Source organism: Nonomuraea typhae, from assembly GCF_009760925.1.
In the GTDB taxonomy this organism is placed as follows: Bacteria; Actinomycetota; Actinomycetes; order Streptosporangiales; family Streptosporangiaceae; genus Nonomuraea; species Nonomuraea typhae.
This window is the reverse complement of record NZ_VRLV01000017.1, coordinates 162,779-177,960: the sequence shown is the minus strand read 5'-3', so window position 1 is coordinate 177,960 and position 15,182 is coordinate 162,779. Positions and strand designations below refer to the sequence as shown.

16 protein-coding genes are annotated in these 15,182 nt (G+C 70.7%); 8 read left to right on the top strand and 8 right to left on the bottom strand.

The annotated features are described in order from the left end of the window. Nucleotides 1–32: 32 nt before the first annotated feature. Genes FVE25_RS44305 through rimP form a run of 3 tightly spaced genes read right to left on the bottom strand, consistent with a single transcriptional unit; the run spans nt 33 to nt 1,841 of the window. The gene (locus FVE25_RS44305) at nt 33–347 is read right to left on the bottom strand and encodes a YlxR family protein (RefSeq protein WP_157253527.1); all 315 of its coding nucleotides are present in this window, start codon (nt 345–347) and stop codon (nt 33–35) included. Next, nucleotides 331–1,338 (bottom strand): transcription termination factor NusA, encoded by a 1,008-nt coding sequence (gene nusA, locus FVE25_RS44300; RefSeq protein WP_157253526.1) that lies wholly within the window; start codon nt 1,336–1,338, stop codon nt 331–333. The genes FVE25_RS44305 and nusA overlap by 17 nt, the downstream gene beginning before the upstream one ends. 11 nt (nt 1,339–1,349) lie before the next feature. Beyond that, nucleotides 1,350–1,841, bottom strand: coding sequence for a ribosome maturation factor RimP (gene rimP, locus FVE25_RS44295; RefSeq protein ID WP_157253525.1), 492 nt, complete (start codon nt 1,839–1,841; stop codon nt 1,350–1,352). A gap of 233 nt (nt 1,842–2,074) precedes the next feature. Between rimP and FVE25_RS44290 the strand changes: the two genes are divergently transcribed. Together FVE25_RS44290 and FVE25_RS44285 are read left to right on the top strand one after the other, a co-directional pair. Further along, nucleotides 2,075–2,548 carry a hypothetical protein gene (locus tag FVE25_RS44290; RefSeq protein ID WP_157253524.1) on the top strand — a complete coding sequence of 158 codons (474 nt, stop codon included), beginning with the start codon at nt 2,075–2,077 and terminating at the stop codon, nt 2,546–2,548. Beyond that, complete coding sequence (locus FVE25_RS44285; RefSeq protein WP_157253523.1) at nt 2,545–2,985, top strand: ferritin-like domain-containing protein; 441 nt, start codon at nt 2,545–2,547, stop codon at nt 2,983–2,985. The genes FVE25_RS44290 and FVE25_RS44285 overlap by 4 nt, the downstream gene beginning before the upstream one ends. On the opposite strand, the gene FVE25_RS44280 is transcribed toward FVE25_RS44285, so the two are convergent. From FVE25_RS44280 to FVE25_RS44270, 3 genes are all read right to left on the bottom strand, one after another. Beyond that, complete coding sequence (locus FVE25_RS44280; RefSeq protein ID WP_157253522.1) at nt 2,982–3,185, bottom strand: DUF4236 domain-containing protein; 204 nt, start codon at nt 3,183–3,185, stop codon at nt 2,982–2,984. The genes FVE25_RS44285 and FVE25_RS44280 overlap by 4 nt on opposite strands. Nucleotides 3,186–3,270: 85 nt before the next feature. Next, on the bottom strand, nt 3,271–5,013 hold the full coding sequence (locus FVE25_RS44275; protein WP_157253521.1) for a proline--tRNA ligase: 1,743 nt from the start codon (nt 5,011–5,013) through the stop codon (nt 3,271–3,273). 92 nt (nt 5,014–5,105) lie between these two features. After that, the gene (locus FVE25_RS44270; protein ID WP_157253520.1) at nt 5,106–5,762 is read right to left on the bottom strand and encodes a hypothetical protein; all 657 of its coding nucleotides are present in this window, start codon (nt 5,760–5,762) and stop codon (nt 5,106–5,108) included. Nucleotides 5,763–5,898: 136 nt separating this feature from the next. Between FVE25_RS44270 and FVE25_RS44265 the strand changes: the two genes are divergently transcribed. Beyond that, nucleotides 5,899–6,861 carry an acyl-CoA dehydrogenase family protein gene (locus FVE25_RS44265; protein WP_157253519.1) on the top strand — a complete coding sequence of 321 codons (963 nt, stop codon included), beginning with the start codon at nt 5,899–5,901 and terminating at the stop codon, nt 6,859–6,861. A gap of 407 nt (nt 6,862–7,268) precedes the next feature. Here FVE25_RS44265 and FVE25_RS44260 read toward each other — a convergent pair whose 3' ends face one another. Then, nucleotides 7,269–7,715 (bottom strand): hypothetical protein, encoded by a 447-nt coding sequence (locus tag FVE25_RS44260; protein ID WP_246268424.1) that lies wholly within the window; start codon nt 7,713–7,715, stop codon nt 7,269–7,271. Nucleotides 7,716–7,878: 163 nt separating this feature from the next. Here FVE25_RS44260 and FVE25_RS44255 point away from each other — a divergent pair, with 163 nt between their 5' ends. From FVE25_RS44255 to FVE25_RS44235, 5 genes are all read left to right on the top strand, one after another. Continuing rightward, entirely contained in the window at nt 7,879–8,925 is a 1,047-nt protein-coding gene (locus FVE25_RS44255) for an LLM class flavin-dependent oxidoreductase (protein ID WP_157253517.1), read from the top strand. A gap of 58 nt (nt 8,926–8,983) precedes the next feature. Beyond that, nucleotides 8,984–10,021 (top strand): phenylacetate--CoA ligase family protein, encoded by a 1,038-nt coding sequence (locus tag FVE25_RS44250; protein ID WP_246268422.1) that lies wholly within the window; start codon nt 8,984–8,986, stop codon nt 10,019–10,021. A gap of 9 nt (nt 10,022–10,030) precedes the next feature. Then, nucleotides 10,031–11,623: an AMP-binding protein gene (locus FVE25_RS44245; RefSeq protein ID WP_181019910.1), complete on the top strand. Its 1,593-nt coding sequence runs from the start codon at nt 10,031–10,033 to the stop codon at nt 11,621–11,623. 187 nt (nt 11,624–11,810) lie between these two features. Next, entirely contained in the window at nt 11,811–12,989 is a 1,179-nt protein-coding gene (locus FVE25_RS44240) for a class I adenylate-forming enzyme family protein (protein ID WP_157253515.1), read from the top strand. A gap of 10 nt (nt 12,990–12,999) precedes the next feature. Then, entirely contained in the window at nt 13,000–14,304 is a 1,305-nt protein-coding gene (locus FVE25_RS44235) for an FAD-dependent oxidoreductase (RefSeq protein ID WP_157253514.1), read from the top strand. Here the strand turns inward: FVE25_RS44235 and FVE25_RS44230 are convergent. Then, on the bottom strand, nt 14,255–15,136 hold the full coding sequence (locus tag FVE25_RS44230; RefSeq protein ID WP_157253513.1) for a CPBP family intramembrane glutamic endopeptidase: 882 nt from the start codon (nt 15,134–15,136) through the stop codon (nt 14,255–14,257). The two genes, FVE25_RS44235 and FVE25_RS44230, sit on opposite strands and share 50 nt — an antisense overlap. Between the last annotated feature and the right edge of the window lie 46 nt (nt 15,137–15,182).

Genomic DNA, 15,182 nt, shown 5'->3' with positions numbered 1-15,182 from the left:
ATCAGGCGCTCATAGCAATCTGACTCCGCCCATCAACTCGGCGTCCTACATGACATTTCGTGGTTCTCCTCTTCCAGGTGGGCCCGCACGCGCGAGACGTCAAGCGGCCCCGGCACGCGAAACGCGCGCGGAAACGCTCGGCGACGCTCGGCAAGCTCCAGACAACTCGGGTCGGGATGCAGGGAAGCACCCCGGCCGGGAAGCTGTCCTCGCAGGTCAGGGACCACATGATCCCCGGCCAACACCAGTCGGAGCAGCTCGGACTTAACCGTTCGAACCCGGCAGCCCACACATGTTCTCTGTGGAGCCGCCCGGCCACCATATTCCAGCTTACCGTGTTGACGCATCTACGGAACCGGCGGCGTCCTCTGCCTGTGCGTCGGAGCGGATGTCGATCCGCCACCCCGTGAGGCGGGCGGCGAGCCGGGCGTTCTGCCCCTCCTTGCCGATGGCCAGCGAGAGCTGGTAGTCGGGCACGATGACGCGCGCCACCCTCCCCTGGAGATCCAGAACCTCGACGTGGGAAACACGCGCCGGCGACAGGGCATTCCCGACGAACTCCGCCGGATCTTCCGACCAGTCGATGATGTCGATCTTCTCGCCGTGCAGCTCGGTCATCACGTTGCGCACCCGCGAGCCCATCGGCCCGATGCAGGCGCCCTTGGCGTTGACACCCGGCTTGCGCGACCGCACCGCGATCTTGGTACGGTGGCCCGCCTCCCTGGCCACGGCGGCGATCTCCACGGTGCCGTCGGCGATCTCGGGCACCTCCAGCGCGAACAACTTCTTCACCAGGCCGGGATGCGTGCGCGAGAGCGTGACCGACGGGCCCTTGTGACCCTTCTTCACCTGCACCACGTAGGCGCGGATGCGCTCGCCGTGCACGTAGTCCTCGCCCGGCACCTGCTCCTGGTGCGGGAGCACCGCCTCGATCTTGCCCAGGTCGACCAGCACCACACGGGGATCCTTGCCCTGCTGGATGACGCCGGAGACCAGCTCGCCCTCGCGGCTGGCGAACTCACCGAAGTTGATCTCGTCCTCGGCGTCGCGCAGCTGCTGCAGGATGACCTGCTTGGCGGTCGTGGCCGCGATCCGGCTGAAGTTGGACGGGGTGTCGTCGAACTCCCTGACGACCTCCTCGCCCTCCTCGTCGAGCTCCGCCGCCCAGATGGTGACGTGCCCGGTCTGCCGGTCCAGCTCGGCCCGTGCCTTCTGGGCCGAGCCCTCGGTGCGGAAGTAGGCGATCAGCAGCGCGTCCTCGATCGCCTTGACGACCAGGTCGAAGGAGATGTCCTTCTCCCGCTCCAGGCTGCGCAGGACGCTCATGTCGATGTCCACGAGGCTCCCCCTTAGCCTTCGCCGCCGTCGACGTCTTCGTCGTCCAGCCGGCGGAATTCCACCTGCACCCGTCCGCGGGTGAGGTCCTGATAGTCCAGACGGCGCTCGGCGCCGTCCACGGAGAGATCGACTCCGCTCTCGTCCGCGGCCGTGATCCGGCCCTCCACGACGGAGCCGTCACGTAGTTCGGCCTTCACCAGCCGCTTGGCCGCGCGGCGCCAGTGGCGCGGCTCCGTCAGCGGGCGGTCCACTCCGGGAGAGGACACCTCGAGCGTGTAGGCGGCACTGCCCATCGCGTCGTCGTCGTCGAGCGCGCTGGAGACGGCCAGGCTCACCTCCGCCACGTCGTCGAGGCTCACGCCGCCGTCGCGGTCGACGATCACGCGCAGCAGGCGGCGCTTGCCTGCCGTGGTGACCGTGACGTCCTCCAGATCGAGACCCTCAGCGCCGACGACGGGCTCCAGGAGCTTCATCAGGTGGTCGCGGGATGATGCGCTGCCCATATCGACCTCCCCTATTGTCATGTTTCACAGCCGGGCGTACCTCGCCGTCGGCTCTAGGTCGGTCGTGGCTGCCTTACGGCACCCGGCCAGCGACGACAGTTGACACCCTATCCGGCTCAGGGCACGAAACGAGCGCCACTCGGCACGCTCGCGTGACGAGCCGCTGGTGGCGGCGACAGCGGGCGCGAGCCCGTACGATGCTATCTGCGTCCTGTTTCCCGGAGGTCTCACCCGTGCGCCGTCCACCGTCCCGCCGTGCCGTACTCGCGGGCGGGGCGAGCCTGGCGGCCCTGGCCGGATGCAGCACCCCCGGCGCCACCGAGCGGCCGGCGCCCAAGCCGGAGGATCCCGAGCACGTCCTGATGCGCGAGCTGATCGCCGACAAGGAGCGCACGATCGGCCTCTACACCACGCTCATCGCCTCGGGCGGCAAGAAGCTCGCCCCCTTCCGCGACCGGCACCGGGCCCATCTGGACGAGCTGCGGCGCCGCTTTCCCGCCGCCGGCACCCTGCCCGCAAGCCCGTCGACCGCCCCGCCGTCGCCGCCGCCGAAGGTCTCGCTGACCCGGCTGCGCGACGTCGAGCGCAAGGCCGCCGCGTTGCGCCCGCGCCAGCTCGCCGACGCCTCCCCCGCCCTGGCGCAGCTCATCGCCAGCATCGGCGCCTGTGAAGCGCTGCACGCCCTGTCGCTGCCGAGGTCGCTGTGAACGACGTCGAACGGCTCCGCAAGGCGCTGTCCGCCGAGCACGCGGCCGTCTACGCCTACGGCCTGATCGGCGCCCGCACCACCGGCTCCCTGCGCACCAGGGCCACGGCCGCCTTCGACGCCCATCGGGCCCGCCGCGACCAGCTCCGCGGGCTCATCACCGCCCGCCAGGGCACTCCGGCCGAGCCGGAGGCGTCCTACGCGCTGCCCGTCACCCCCGGCAACCCCACCGAGGCGGTACGGCTGGCCGTCCACGTCGAGCAGGCCATCATCGTCACCTATCTGGAGCTGGCCGCCTGCGACGACGGGGCGCTGCGCCGGTACGCGGCGCTGGCCATGCAGGAGGCGGCCACCCGCTGCTACGGCTTCCGGCCGTCGGTGACCGCCTTCCCCGGCATGCCCGCCGCCGTCAAGCCCTCGCCGTCGCCGTCCGGCTAGTAGTAGTGGCGGCGCCGGCCGCGGCCCAGCGTCTTGGTGACGTGCAGGCCGCCGGGCAGGCGCACGGAAAGGTGGCGGCGTCCGTCGGGAGTCGTGGACACGTGGAAGCGGCGGTTGCCGAAGCTGTGGCCGACACCGTGGCGCGAGAGGTTGATGCGGAAGGGGCCTACCTTGATGGACTTCCGGTAGTGCCAGCCCATGGAACCCTCCTCGGGATCGGTTACGTTCTGGCAACGAACGATCCGGTAAGGAGAGTTCCACGGCGGCTCCGCCGTACCGGAAGGGCTAGGAGCAGGCGGCGAGGACGCGGTCGGCGGCCTCGGACAGCGGGATCTCCTCCTTGGTGCCCGAGGCGCGGTCGCGCAGCTCCGCGACGCCCGAGGACAGGCCGCGGCCGATCACCACGATCGTGGGCATGCCCAGCAGTTCGGCGTCCTTGAACTTGACGCCGGGCGAGACGCTCGGGCGGTCGTCCACCAGCACGCGCAGGCCCTTGGCGGTCAGTTCCTCGGCGAGCTGCAGGGCGACCTCGACCTGGTTCTCCTTGCCGGTGCCGACGATGTGCACGTCCGCGGGCGCCACCTCGCGCGGCCAGACGAGGCCGAGCTCGTCGTGGGCCTGCTCGGCGATGACGGCGACGGCGCGGGAGACGCCGATGCCGTAGGAGCCCATGGTGATGCGGATGGGCTTGCCGTCGGGGCCGAGGGCGTCGAGGCCGGCGGCGTCGGCGTACTTGCGGCCGAGCTGGAAGATGTGGCCGATCTCGATGCCGCGGTCGATGGTCAGGTCGCTGCCGCAGCGGGGGCAGGCGTCGCCGGCGCGCACCTCGGCGGCCTCGATGGTGCCGTCGGGGGTGAAGTCGCGGCCGGCGACCACGTTGACGGCGTGCTTGCCGGGCTCGTTGGCACCGGTGACCCAGGCGGTGCCGGTGACGACGCGGGGGTCGACGAGGTAGCGGATGCCGAGGTCCTTGAGGACCTGCGGGCCGATGTAGCCGCGGACCAGGCCGGGGTGCTTGGCGAAGTCCTCGGCCTCGAAGATCGCGGGCTCGCCGGGGGCGAGGGACGCCTCCAGGCGCTTGAAGTCCACCTCGCGGTCGCCGGGCACGCCGACGACCAGCGTCTCGACCTTGTCGGAGCCGGGGGTGGTGATCTTGACGACGACGTTCTTGAGGGTGTCGGCGGCGGTCACCCGGATGCCGTGGACCGCGGTGAGGTGGTCGACCAGCGTCTCGATCGTGGGGGTGTCCGGGGTGTCCAGCACCTGCGACGCCGCCGCCTCCTCGATGGGGCGGGCGGCGGGCGCGGGCGTGGTGACGGCCTCGGCGTTGGCGGCGTAGCCGCAGGAGTGGCAGGCGACGAACGTGTCCTCGCCGGTGGGCGTCGGGGCCAGGAACTCCTCCGAGGCCGAGCCGCCCATGGCGCCCGAGGTCGCGAAGACGATCTTGTAGTGGATGCCGAGGCGGTCGAACGTCTTGATGTATGCCTCGCGGTGCTGCTCGTAGGAGCGCTTGAGGCCGTCGTCGTCCAGGTCGAAGCTGTAGGAGTCCTTCATGAGGAACTCGCGGCCGCGCAGGATGCCGGCGCGGGGGCGGGCCTCGTCGCGGTACTTCGTCTGGATCTGGTAGAGCGTGACCGGGTAGTCCTTGTAGGAGGAGTATTCGCCCTTGACCATGTCGGTGAAGAGCTCTTCGTGGGTGGGGCCGAGGAGGTAGTCGGCGCCCTTGCGGTCCTGCAGGCGGAAGAGCGTGTCGCCGTACTCGGTCCAGCGGCCGGTGGCCTCGTAGTACTCGCGGGGCAGCAGGGCGGGGAAGAGGACTTCCTGGCCGCCCATCTTGTTCATCTCGTCGCGGATGACGGCCTCGACGTTCTTCAGCACCTTCATGCCCAGGGGCAGCCAGGAGTAGATGCCGGGCGCGACGCGGCGTACGTAGCCGGCGCGGACCAGGAGCTTGTGGCTCGGGACTTCCGCGTCTGCCGGGTCGTCCCGCAGGGTGCGAAGAAACAACGACGACATGCGCAGCAACACGGCTACTCCTTGTTTGGACCGGTAGATGAAGGACTACAGGCTATCGACTCGGCAGGCCGTACCGCGCCCTGTTAATCCTTGCGGCCGGGCGGTCAGGAGACGGCGCGCAGGACGAGGAGGGCGAGGGCGCCCGCCAGCACGGCGGTGGCGGCCAGCGCGCGCAGCCGTCCCTTGGTGGTACGGCGCAGCGCCACGACGGCCGCGACCGTCAGCAGGCCGATGGTGAGGGCGGGACCCGGCCAGAACGTGATCTCGGAGTCGATGAACCCGGGCGTCGACCGGTCGACCACGTCGGCCAGCAGGATGCCGCCGATCCCTCCGGCGGCCAGGTCGCCCCAGATGTCGTCACGCCTGGTCAGGTAGCCGAGCATGCCGAGGCCCACGACCAGCACGAGCAGCACGTTCATGCCGGCGGGACCGCCGCCGACCACGTCGATGTTGAACTCGCCCTGCAGCGCGCTGCCGCCCATGGCGGCCACGAGCGACGACACCGTCGCGAGGAACGTGGTCAGCAGCGCCCATCCGAAGCCGGCGCTCGTGGCGCCCAGGGCGATCGACAGCGCCAGGTAGACGTAGGGGTCGTAAAGATCCCAGAGCAGCACCGGCCCCTTGTCGGAGACGAGCATGCCGAGAAGGCCGACGACCAGTCCCCCGAGGAAGGCGGTCAGCACATGGCGTTCGATACCGCGCTGGCGCCGGTCGTATTCGGCGAAGTCGGCATAGTCCACGGCGGACGTTTTCTTCTCCATCTCCATTCCCAGGCCACCCTTTCCCCCAGTAACCCCTAAAGGCGGCCATTACTCACAGTATGCGGACTTACAGAAAAGGCAAAATTCGGTCAACCGAAGCTAACGTTCAAGCAAGTGCTTGGTTAGTCTGCTGGGCATGGATCTGCTGCGCGGCACCGTCCGGTCGTACCTGTCCCGCCGGCCCTCCGCGACGTGGGCCGACTTCGCCCAGGCCCTGGGCGTGGCCGGCCTGGCCGTCCCCGAGGAGTACGGCGGCGCCGGATGCGGGCCGGAGGAGGTCGCGAGCGTCGCCCGGGAACTGGGGCGGGCCCTGTCGCCCCAGCCGTTCCTGCAGACCGCGGTGCTGGCCGTGGAGGCGCTCAAGCGCGACGGGGACCGGGAGGCCCGCGAACGCCTCCTCCCCCCGCTGGCCGAGGGCTCCACCACCGCCACCGTCATCTTCGCCTCCCCCTCCTACCTTCCCGGCCCCACGCCCCAGAACCACCTGGAGCTGGCGAACGGGTCGTTGTCCGGCGAAGCGCCCTATGTCCTGGAGGGCGATCTGGTCCTCGTCTATGCCGGCGGCCACCTGGCAGAAGCCCGTCCAGCCGCGCGGGAGCCGTACACAACCATGGACACCACGCGGCCCCTGAGCAGGCTCGTGTTCGACAGGACGCCCGCCACGATCCTGGGCGGGGACGCCCATATGGAGGAGGTGCGCGCGCTCGGCATCGCGGCCCTCGCCGCCGAGCAGGCGGGCGGGGCGGAACGCTGCCTGGAGGCCGCGGTGGAGTATGCGAAGCAGCGGCGGCAGTTCGGGCAGCCGATCGGGGCGTTCCAGGCGATCAAGCACAAACTTGCCGACGTCGCGCTGCTGGTGGAGTCGGCCCGGTCGGCGGCGCTGGCCGCGCACGAGTCCGCGACGAACGCCGCCATCGCCGGCGCGTACTGCGGCGACGCCTACCTACGGGCGGCCGGGGAGAACATCCAGGTCCACGGGGGCATCGGCATCACCTGGGAACACGACGCCCACCGCTACTTCAAGCGGGCCACCTCAGACGCCCGGCTCTTCCGGACACCCAGGGAGCACCGGGAACTCCTGGCCCGGGAACTGTTCTAACCTCCGCCCCGGCCCAGGAGTTGTTCCAGCCCGTGAAAGCGCCGGGAGCGGCCCGGGGACCTTGGCCCAGGACACGGCCGGCCGCTCCAGCCCCACCCCGGCGGCCTGCTCCAGGACACGGCCGGCCGCTCCGGCCCTACCTCGGGCACTTGCCCTTCTCGCCCCGCCCAGAGACTGCTTACCCTTCTTGCCCCGTCCCGTGGACAGCTGATCGCTCTGACCCCACTCCGAGGGCAGCCGGCCATCCTTGCCCCATCCGGGGGACGGCTGACTGCTCTCGCCCCATCCCGGGGACCGCTGACCGCTCTGGCCCCGCCCTGGGGACGGCCGGCCGTTCTTGCCCCGGACACACCGGGAAGGCGGCCCAGGATCGCTCCAGTCCCCCGGAACGCCGGGAGCGGCTGGTGCTAGCCGCCGAGCAGTTCCTCCCAGGGCTGGCGGGCGTTGGTGCGGCGGCTGGTGTCGAGGGCCTCGGCCAGGCGCCAGAAGCCGGGCCGCGCCTGCATGCGGACGCGGCCCATGGGGTCGATGGCCCGGAGCTCGAAGCGCACGCCCATGACGTCGAGGACGGCCGTGGCGTCGCCGCCCGGCCCGGCCTCGGTCACCAGGCTGCCGTCGAAGTCGGGGTCCCGGACGTGCTCGGCCAGCAGCGCCGCCACCTCGGAGGCGTAGGGGCCCTCGCGCCACTCGATGTGCCAGCAGTGGTCGGACCCACGCCACCAGGTCAGATCCCTGCACGATTCGATGAAGTCGGCCTTGGTCGCCAGGACCGCCATCACCCGCCCGAATGCCTCATACCGCCGGGCGCTGGAAAGCTCGTCGTCGCTCGACCGCGTCCGGCGGAATCCCCTCATGTGTGGGAGGGTGCCATCTTTCTGCCGCCGCAGCGCGTGCTTTCGCCTCACGATCAATCACTCTGATCGCCGGAACCCCGATCCCGCAACCCCCATCACTTCCCGCCCGGCAACCGCCCTGATAGTCTCTACCAAGCGAGCGCTTGGTTAATTGGGAGGATGGATGCGGATCAGCCTCGGTTACGAGCTGGAGGTTCGCGGGCGCACCCGCGAGGTCGAGCAGCAGGCGTTCCGGAACGTGATCGACCAGGTGGTCCTCGGCGATCACCTCGGCTTCGACACGGCCTGGTTCGTCGAACACCACTTCACCAGGGGTTTTTCCCACTCCTCCGCCCCCGATCTGGTGCTCGCCGCGATCTCGCAGCGCACCGAGCGGATCCATCTGGGCCTCGGCGTGGTGTTGCTGCCGTTCCAGTCGCCCATCCGTACGGCGGAGCGGGTGGCCACTCTCGACGTGCTCAGCGGCGGGCGGGTGGAGTTCGGGACCGGACGGGGCGCCTCTCCGCTGGAGTACCAGGCGTTCCAGAAACCGTTCGAGAAGTCCCGGCAGATCTGGGAGGACTCCCTGGAGGCCACGCTGGCCATCTGGGCCGCCGACGGGGAGCCGGTCAGCCGGTCAAACGAGTTCTTCGAGATACCGGACGTGTCCGTGTATCCGAGACCGGTGCAGGAACCATATCCACGTGTGTGGGTGGCGTCCACATCCTTGGAAGGCTACCTGGCGGCTGCCAAGCACGGCTACAACCTGCTCGGGATGACGATGCTCAAGGGCATCGACGACGTTGCCACCGACATCGCGAAATACCGGGAATGCCTGGCCGACCACGGCTTCGACCCCGACAGCCGGCGAGTCGCCCTGATGATCCCCTGGTACGTGGGGGCCGCCCGGGAAGAGGCGGCCGACGCCGTCCTGTGGTACATCCGGCGCCAGGTCAACCTCGTCACCCCGCCCGACTACTACGACGCCCGGCACGCCACCCACCGCGTGCTCGGCCAGCTCGCCGCCGGGATGCCGCCGGAAGAGGCCATGGCCACGCTGCGCGAGCACCTCATGGTCGTGGTGGACGACGTCGAAGGCTCCCGCAAGGCGGTCTCCCGCATCGCCGAGGCCGGGGCCACCGACCTCATCCTGCAGTGCCAGGTGGGCGGCCTCGCCCACGACCTGGTCACCGAGTCGATGCGCACGTTCATGACGGAGGTGATGCGGTGATGCACAGGATCACCTGCGACGATCCGGCCGCCACCGGCTGCACGGAGGTGATGCGGTGATGCGCTGGCTCACCCGCGACGACCTGGGCGCCGCCGGTCGTTCGGCATCCGGGCTGCTGGTCGTCTCCCCCGACGCGGCGAGCGTCTTCCCTCTGGGCGCCGAGGACCGTACGGCTGCCGCCGCGCTGACCGGCGACGCGTTGCGGGCCGCGGGCGTCGGCACCCGCGACCGGGTCGTGGTGGCGCTTGCGGAACCCGCGGGCTCCCTGTGGGCCGGAGCCGCCGCGAACGTGGCCGCCGCGGCCGCCTCCGTGGGCCCCCGGGGCCGGATGCGGCTGCACCGCACCCTGGCCACCGTGGGCGCCACCGCCCTGGTCGCCACGCCCACCGGCGCCATGGACTTCCTGGCCCGCCTCCATCTGGAGTTCCTGCTCGACCCTCTCGACCTGGGACTGCGCACGATCGTGCTGACCGGCGAGATCGCCTCCAAGCGCACCCTGACGCACCTGGCGAAGGAGTTCGACGCCGCGGTGACCGAGGTGTACGCCAATCCGTTCAGCGGGGCCGCCTTGGCCTGCCGTACCTCGGAGGAGGAACCGTTCGCGCCCCTGGCGGACGGGACGCTGGCACTCGCCGCCCCGGCCAGGGACGAGCTCGTGGCCGACGGGCTCGCCGAACTGGTGATCATGCCGCAGGGGCACGGCACGCTGGGTGACACGGTCCTGCGCACCGGGCAGGCGTCGCGGGCCGGGCTGGACCCGGCGCACACGATCGGCGAGCACGTGCTGGTGCGGGGCGTCTGGGTGTCGCTGACCAGGATCCAGAAGGCGCTGGCCAAGATCGACGGGGTGACCGGCTGGACGCTGGGCGTCAGCCGCCAGGGCACGCTCGACGCGGCCGCGCTGACGGTCAGGTTCGGACGCGAGAGCCTGATCAGGAACCCGATGTGGAAGTCACGCATCCAGCAGGCCGTCCACGGGCTGACGCCGGTGCAGATCGGGGTGGAGGTCGCGCCGGAGGTGTCCGAGACGGTCACGAGCGGGACGGTGAAGGACCTTCGCGGCCAGCATCTCGGCCACCGCAGCCTGGTCGGCTGAGGAGGCGCGATGGAGAGTGTGCCCGCGTGGGGGACGCTCCCCCGCATGCTGCGCGCACAGGCCGCCGCCCACCCCGGCGCGCTCGTGGTGGACGGTGCGGTACGGCTGACCATGCGCGACCTGCGTGAGCAGGCCGCCGCCGTCGGCCGCGGCCTGATGGCACTGGGCGTGGGGCCGGGCGACCGGGTGGCGATCTGGGGCCTGAACGACGCCTCCTGGGTGGTGCACGCCTTCGGCATCTGGGACGCGGGCGGGGTGATCGTGCCGCTGTCGGCCCGGTACAAGGGGTTCGAGGCGGCCGAGATGATCACCAAGACGGGCGCGGAGGTGCTGGTCGTCGGTGAAGGACCCGGTGGGGCGGCGCTGGGCGACCTGCTGCCGCCGCTGCCCGGGGTACGGCACGTCGTGGGCTTCGACGAGGTACGGCAGGCGGCATCCGGGCCCGGAGCGGTGGGGCGGGCCGCCTTGGGGTCCGGTAGGGCCTGGACCGGAGCCGGAGCCCTTGATGTGGAGGCTCGGGCGCTGGCCGTACGATCGGACGACCTGTGCGAGATCATGTCCACCTCCGGCACCACGGGCACGCCCAAGGGGGTCATGCTCGATCACGCCCAGGTGTTACGCGGGTACTGGGACTGGGCGGAGATCGTGACCCTGGGGCCGGGCGACCGGTATCCGGTGATCGCGCCGTTCAACCATGGGTTCGGGCTGAACGCCGGGATGATCGCCTGTGTGCTGCGGCGGGCGACGATGATGCCGATCGGGACATTCACCCCGGATGGGCTGATGGCGCTGGTGGAGTCGGGGAAAGTGAGCATTCTGGCGGGGCCGCCCACCATGTTCTACCGGCTGCTGGACGAGCTCGATCAGCGTGACCGGGACGTCTCCTCGCTGCGGGTGGCCATCTGCGGGGCGGCGGCGGTGCCCGCGACGCTGATCACGCGGCTGGTGGAGCGGGTCGGGCTGGAACGCATGATCAACGCTTATGGGCTCATGGAGGGGACGGTGGTCTCCATGACCCGGGCCGGGGATCCGATCGAGGTGATCGCCTCCAGCACCGGGCGGGTGGTGCCCGGGATCGAGGTGAAGATCGTCGGCCTGGCGGGCGAGGAGGTGCCTTCCGGGGGGCGAGGGGAGATCCTGCAGCGCGGGTATGGGGTGATGCGCGGCTATTGGGGGGAGCCGGAGAAGACGGCCGAGGTCGTGGACGCCGACGGGTGGCTGCACACCGGCGACATCGGCGTGCTGGACGAGCTGGGCAACCTCAGCATCGTGGATCGGAAGAAGGAGCTGTACATCGTCAACGGGTTCAACGTCTCGCCCGCGGAGGTGGAGGCGTTGCTGCTCAGGGAGGGGTCGCTGGCCCAGGTCGCGGTGGTCGGGGTGCCGGACTCGGTCTCCGGGGAGGCGGGGTGCGCCTTCGTGGTCCCCCGGAGCGGGGCTTCGGTGACGGCTGCGGGGCTGGTGAGCTGGGCCAGGGCGAACATGGCCGGTTACAAGGTCCCGAAGCGGGTGATCGTGGTGGACGAACTGCCCGCCAACCCGAACGGCAAAACCGACAAGATCACCCTCCGCCACCTCGCCCAGAACCCCGGCACCGGCTGAGCCCTCTTGGGGATCAACTCCAGAGTCCCTCAACCCAGAGTCCCTCAACCCAGAGTCCCTCAACCCGGAGTCCCTCAACCCGGAGTCGGTCAGCCCGAGGTAGGCCACTCGCAGGCGGTGGGTTTGGTGCGCGTTCTCGCGTGTGGGCGGGTAGCGTGGAAATGCGCCGATACCCCCGGGAGCTACCATGCTGCGCATGCTGGCCGGGGAGGCCGCACGCCGGTTCGGGGCGCGCGCGGCGGTCGTCTCCAGCGGGTCCGTTCTTACCTTTGCCGACCTGGATCGCCACTCCGACGCGGTCGCCGCCGGGCTGGCGCATCGTGGTGTCCGGATCGGGGACGTGGTCGTGCTGGCCCTGCCCAACGGGCCGGAGTTCGTCATCTGTTATCTGGCGGCGGCCAAGGTGGGGGCGGTGACCGCGGGGGTGGGGACGCGGCGGCTCGACCTGCTGGGGCTGCTTGATCCGGCGATCGTCGTGACCGCGCCCCGGGTGCTGCCGCCGCTGCCGGGGATGGATGTGGTGACGCTGCCCATCGCGTACGGCCGGCCGTACCAGAACGGGGGGTATGACCCGAGGCGGCTGGGTGGGTTGCGGAGGGCGGAGCCGCCGCCTCCGCCGTATCCGCCGGATCCGGGGCGGCCGGTGGTGATCGCGTTCACGGCCGGGAGCACGGGGGCGCCGCGTGGGGCGGTGTTCTGCGAGGTTCAGCTTGACGCCATCCGGGCGCGGGGCGCGGGGGTCAGGTGGGGTGGGGGCGATGCTCGGCTGGTGTCGCAGGATCTGGGGCACATGACGTTCGCCACGCGGTTGCCGGTCCTTCTTCAGACGGGGCGGACCAGTCATGTGCTGGCCGAGTGGACGCCTGAGGGGGCGGTCCGGGTGCTGCGGGAGCACGGGCTCAGAGTGTTGCAGGGGACGCCCAGGCAGTTGGCGAAGATTCTGGCGTCCGGGGAGGGGTTGCCGGGGCTGGAGCTGGTCCTGTCCATGGGGGATGCGGCGGCGCCCGCGTTGATCAGATCGCTGCGTGAGCGCTATCGCGTGCCGGTGTGCAACCGCTACGTTTGCACGGAGGCCGGGCTCGGGCTCGGGACCAGGCCGGAGGATCCGCCGGTGGACGCCGAGGAAACGGTCGGGCGTCCGCGGCCGGGGGTTGACCTGTCGATCAGGGATGCGGAGGGCCGTGTGCTGGAGCCTTTGCAGCAGGGCGAGGTGCTGTTGCGTTCCCGGGCCGTTATGACCGGTTACATCGGGAAATATCCGGATCAGCGGGCGTTCGCGAAGGATGGGTTCGTGCGCACGGGCGACCGGGGATACATCGATGGGGCTGGCCGGTTGCACCTAGTGGGACGAATCCCCCGCTCCTGAGGAGGCAAGCGTGTCGTTGCGCGTCGCGGTAGTAGGGTCGGGCCCAGCGGGCATCTACACAGCGGAAGCGCTGGTCAAGCAGTCAGCAGAACCCGTTCAGGTCGACGTCTTGGAACGGCTGCCCACGCCGTACGGACTCGTGAGATATGGCGTCGCCCCCGACCACACCTCGATCAAATCCATCGCCAACTACCTGCGCCGTGTGCTCGAGCTGCCCCAGGTGCGCTTTCTCGGCGGCGTCACGCTCGGCGAGCATCTGTCCGTCGAGGACCTTCTGTCACGGTACGACGCGGTCGTCTACGCCACCGGCGCCATGGTGGACCGCCGGATGGGCATTCCCGGCGAGGATCTGCCCGGCAGCGTGGCGGCCACCGATTTCGTCAACTGGTACTGCGGGCATCCCGACGTCGATCCGTCGCGGTTCGAGCTGGACAGCCCGGAGGTCGCGGTCATCGGCGTCGGCAACGTGGCCGTGGACGTGGTGCGCGTCCTGGCCAAGACCGCCGCGGAGCTGGCCGCCACCGACGTTCCCCACGACGTGCTGGAACGGCTGGGCGACAGCCAGGTCAAGGCCATCCACATGATCGGCCGGCGTGGCCCCGAGCACGCCAAGTTCACGCTGAAGGAGCTGCGCGAGCTCGGCGAGCTGGCCAACGCCGACGTGTGCGTGCGGCCCGACGAGGCCGTGGTGCTCGGCGGCGACTTCCCACGCCAGATCCGCGGCAACATCGACGTGCTGCAGTCCTGGGCCGCCCGGCCGCCGATCGGCCGTCCGCGGCGCCTGGACGTGCGCTTCTGGCTACGGCCGGTCGAGATCCTCGGCACCGAGCGGGTCGAGGGGCTGAAGCTGGAGCGCACCCGGCTGTCGGAGGAAGGGCGCGTGGTCGGGACCGGCGTCTTCGAGACACTGCCGGTCGGCATGGTGCTGCGCTCGGTCGGTTACCAGAGCGTCCCGCTGCCCGGCGTGCCGTTCGACACCGGCTCCATGACCGTGCCCAACGAAGCCGGCCGGGTGCGCGGGCGCGAGTACGTCTCCGGCTGGCTCAAGCGCGGGCCTACCGGGGTGATCGGCACCAACAAGTCCGACGCCGCCGAGACCGTCCGCACGCTGCTGGCCGACCTCGACGGTCAGGAGCGGGTACGGCGGGAGCCCCTGGACGGCCTGCTGGCCGAGCGCGGCGTCGAACCGGTCAGCTACGAGGCGTGGCTGCGCATCGAGGCCGCAGAGGAGGAACTGGCCAAGACCCTCGGACGGGGCGAGCGGGTCAAGCTGGTCGGCCTGGCCGCGATGCGCGACGCAGTCCGAGGCCGATGACGGCGATGCCGAGCACGAGCACGAGCGTGGTCGCCAGGCCGCCCTCCGGGCCGAAGATGCCTCCGGTGACCACGTCCGGGCCGTTCTCCTTCAGGTCCACGACCGCCGGCAGGCCGGTGTTCTGGCCGCTCACCTCGAAGCCGAAGACGTTGCCCTGGGCCCAGTTCCAGGCCGCGTGCCACAGGCACACGCCCCACAGCGCCCCCTCCCACAGGGCGTAGAGACCGAGGAGGACGCCGACGAGGACGAGGTTGACCAGGCTCAGCGCGCTGATGCCCGGGTTGAGCAGGTGGAGGGCGGCGAACAGCAGCGAGGAGACCGCGACGCCCGCGGCCGCGCCGTAGCGGGCGCCGACGACCGGCAGCAGGAAGCCGCGGGTGACGATCTCCTCGGTCGAGCCCTGCACGATCCAGCCCACGAGGATCAGCAGGGCCGGGCCGATCGCCGCCGCGCCCTGCGGCACGTTCTCCGTCACGGTGAGACCCGGCGCGACCAGGAGGACGGTCACCAGGGCGAAGGAGACGACTCCGGCCAGCAGGCCGCGGGCCGAGCGTGTCGCCGCGGCCGGCCGGGTGAATCCGAGGGTGCGGAAGCCGCGTCCTTCGTAGAACCGGACCCAGGCCCAGATCAGCAGGGTGATGGGCGCGAAGCCGACGACCAGCTGCGTCAGCGTCTTCCAGGCCGGGTCGGCGGGCTGCCCGGTGATGAGGAAGACGATCGCCGCGATGATCTCACCCAGCAGGATGGCGGCGATCGCGATGACGACCGCCAGGGCCGGACGGGTGCGCCGCCTGCCGGTGGCGGCCAGGGCGAGCAGCGGGTTGTCTCTCACGGTCAGGACCTTACTTCCCGGCGCGCCGCCGCCGGACGACAACCGC

Excerpts from the sequence above, each read along its gene's own strand:
- FVE25_RS44305 (WP_157253527.1), bottom strand. The coding sequence starts at position 347 with ATGCGTCAACACGGTAAGCTGGAATATGGTGGCCGGGCGGCTCCACAG.
- rimP (WP_157253525.1), bottom strand. The coding sequence starts at position 1,841 with ATGGGCAGCGCATCATCCCGCGACCACCTGATGAAGCTCCTGGAGCCC.
- FVE25_RS44280 (WP_157253522.1), bottom strand. The coding sequence starts at position 3,185 with ATGGGCTGGCACTACCGGAAGTCCATCAAGGTAGGCCCCTTCCGCATC.
- FVE25_RS44270 (WP_157253520.1), bottom strand. The coding sequence starts at position 5,762 with ATGGAGAAGAAAACGTCCGCCGTGGACTATGCCGACTTCGCCGAATAC.
- FVE25_RS44265 (WP_157253519.1), top strand. The coding sequence starts at position 5,899 with ATGGATCTGCTGCGCGGCACCGTCCGGTCGTACCTGTCCCGCCGGCCC.
- FVE25_RS44260 (WP_246268424.1), bottom strand. The coding sequence starts at position 7,715 with ATGAGGGGATTCCGCCGGACGCGGTCGAGCGACGACGAGCTTTCCAGC.
- FVE25_RS44255 (WP_157253517.1), top strand. The coding sequence starts at position 7,879 with ATGCGGATCAGCCTCGGTTACGAGCTGGAGGTTCGCGGGCGCACCCGC.
- FVE25_RS44250 (WP_246268422.1), top strand. The coding sequence starts at position 8,984 with ATGCGCTGGCTCACCCGCGACGACCTGGGCGCCGCCGGTCGTTCGGCA.
- FVE25_RS44245 (WP_181019910.1), top strand. The coding sequence starts at position 10,031 with ATGGAGAGTGTGCCCGCGTGGGGGACGCTCCCCCGCATGCTGCGCGCA.
- FVE25_RS44240 (WP_157253515.1), top strand. The coding sequence starts at position 11,811 with ATGCTGCGCATGCTGGCCGGGGAGGCCGCACGCCGGTTCGGGGCGCGC.